This window comes from Thiolapillus sp. (assembly GCF_048562965.1).
Taxonomy (GTDB): Bacteria; Pseudomonadota; Gammaproteobacteria; order Chromatiales; family Chromatiaceae; genus Thiolapillus; species Thiolapillus brandeum_A.
In genome coordinates, this window is sequence record NZ_JBHNMF010000502.1 from 1 (window position 1) to 2,369 (window position 2,369).

The window sequence follows — 2,369 nt, forward strand, 5'->3', positions numbered from 1 at the left end:
GTCGCCATTCAAATGGCCTTTTCGGGACAGCTCTATGCTGATAGGGGTGAGTAGTTACGTTAATGTTTCTACTACATTTATATTATGCTACCAGTCCATGTCGCGTGTCTTGATCGCGGTCAAAGGCTTGTGGATTTTTCCCGATGGCACTATGTTGTCTGGCTTTGACTACAGGAATGCTGTTTTGGATCCACTCTGGTTGTTGATCGCGCTCATACTGGGATTGCTTGCCAGACAGGTGTATTTGCCACCGCTGGTGGGCTTTCTCCTGGCCGGTTTTGCGCTGCATGCCCTGGGTGTGCAAGGTGGTGAATTCCTGCAGGAAATGGCCGATCTGGGTGTGTTGCTGCTGCTGTTCACCATCGGTCTGAAACTGCGCCTGCGCAACCTGCTGGTGCCGGAAGTGTGGGGCTCGGCCTGCGTTCACATGACGCTCACTGTGCTCTTCGTGAGCGGCTTCATCATCCTCGGCGGTGTAGTGGGCCTGGCCTGGTTCGGCGGGCTGGACTGGAAATCGGCGGCGGTGATTGCCTTCGCTCTTAGCTTCAGTAGCACGGTGTTTGCAGTGAAGATCCTGGAAGACCGGGGAGAGATGAAAACCCGCCATGGCCAGGTCAGCATCGGTATTCTGGTCATACAGGATATCATTGCCGTGATCTTTCTGGCTGCGGCGACGGGAAAGATGCCCGGCCTCTGGGCCTTGGCTCTGCTGCTGCTGCCGTTGCTGCGGCCCGTGCTCAACAAGATCCTGGAACATGCCGGCCATGGTGAGCTGCTTGTGCTGTTTGGCCTGGTCATGGCCATCGGCGGGGGAGAGCTGTTTACCCTGACGGGCATGAAAGACGGCCTCGGTGCCCTGGTTTTCGGTGCACTGCTGGGTGGTCAGCCCAAGACCAATGAGCTGGCACGCTCACTGCTGCGCTTCAAGGATCTCTTCCTGGTGGGATTTTTTCTGCAGATTGGCATCGCGACCTTTCCCGAAGCGGATGATGTCCTGATTGCCGTGCTTCTGACTGTGCTGATACTGCCGCTGAAGTCCCTGCTGTGGTTTTTTGTTCTCACGCGTTTCCGGCTGCGGGCCAGAACCTCTTTTCTGAGCAGTATGGAACTGTCGAGTTACAGTGAATTCGGACTGATCGTCAGTGCGATGGCCGTCGGGGCAGGATGGCTGCAGCAGGAATGGCTGGTTATCATTGCGCTGGCACTGACTTTCAGTTTTGTGATTGCCGCCATCGTCAATTCCTATGCGCACGGATTTTATGTGAAGCTGGAGTCCCGCTTGTACCGTTTTCAGTCAAAAACCCTCCTGCCGGTGGATGTACCCCCGGATCTGGGCGGCGCGGAAATACTGATTGCCGGTATGGGACGAGTGGGTACGGGCGCCTATTCCACCATGCGTGAGGTGTTTGGCGACAAGGTGATCGGCATCGATGCCAACCAGAATGCCATCCACTGGCATCAGGAAAGAGGAAACAACGTGATACTGGGGGATGCCGAGGATCTGGATTTCTGGCAGGGGGTGGATATCAAGAACCTGCGCCTAGTGATGCTGGCCATGCCCACGCTCAAGGATATGCGCCAGACTGTCAAACTGCTGGGACTGGTGGGTTATCCCGGCTTGATTGCAGCGGTGACACGCTACGAAGATGACCGTGTGGCGCTGGAAAAAGACGGTGTGGATGCAGTGTTCAATTTCTATGAAGAAGCAGGTGCGGGTTTTGCGGAACACGTGCGTCAGCAATTGTCCGCCAGTGGCCGCTGCCTGGTGGATGAGAAACAGCAGGTAAGTGAAAATGCTTGAATATGTCTTTTTTCATTCTCAGCCCTTCGATCAGTTTGTGGCTTATCTGAAGGAACTGGGTCTGCAGCCTGAAACCGAAATCGAAGAGGATTGCTGGGAGGCACGGTTGCCTGAAGACCTCGACGATGCTTTGTCCGAAAAGATCGAGGAACGTTATGACCGGCTCATGGATCTGAATCAGCAGCTTTTTGACGAGGAACAGGACGAGGGCTATCACACGGCGGGCGTGGTAGTGAACCTGAAAGACGGCGACACGGTCTATGCCAAAGTCGATCCTGCACTGCTGGCGAAAATCATGGGTGTCCTGACGCCGGTGGAGTTCGGGGATGTGGTCAATGCGATCGTTGATGCGGTAGAGGACCCGGACGAACGTACCCTCTGTCAGCGTATGCGTGATGAAGAGCAGGGCTGACCGACTGGCGGGGCGTCCGTCCGTGGACGCCAGTGGCTGCATTATTAACTCCCATGAATCCGCTGGATACACCCCTGATGATGGAAAAACCCGTATCCGTAGATACTCTGTTTACATGCAACTCCAATTTGCCATGTGCTCATCCAAATAATTTAT

Annotated in this window: 2 protein-coding genes; both read left to right on the top strand. The window is 55.0% G+C overall.

Going from position 1 to position 2,369, the window contains the following annotated elements:
- The first annotated feature begins 184 nt into the window (after positions 1-184).
- Positions 185-1,801, top strand: coding sequence for a cation:proton antiporter family protein (locus tag ACOCD2_RS16925; RefSeq protein WP_293649770.1), 1,617 nt, complete (start codon positions 185-187; stop codon positions 1,799-1,801).
- On the top strand, positions 1,794-2,213 hold the full coding sequence (locus ACOCD2_RS16930) for a hypothetical protein (protein WP_293702144.1): 420 nt from the start codon (positions 1,794-1,796) through the stop codon (positions 2,211-2,213). The genes ACOCD2_RS16925 and ACOCD2_RS16930 overlap by 8 nt, the downstream gene beginning before the upstream one ends.
- The last annotated feature ends 156 nt before the right edge of the window (positions 2,214-2,369 follow it).

What these genes read in the sequence shown, in the direction of transcription:
- ACOCD2_RS16930 (WP_293702144.1), top strand. Translation starts at nt 1,794, where the DNA reads ATGCTTGAATATGTCTTTTTTCATTCTCAGCCCTTCGATCAGTTTGTG.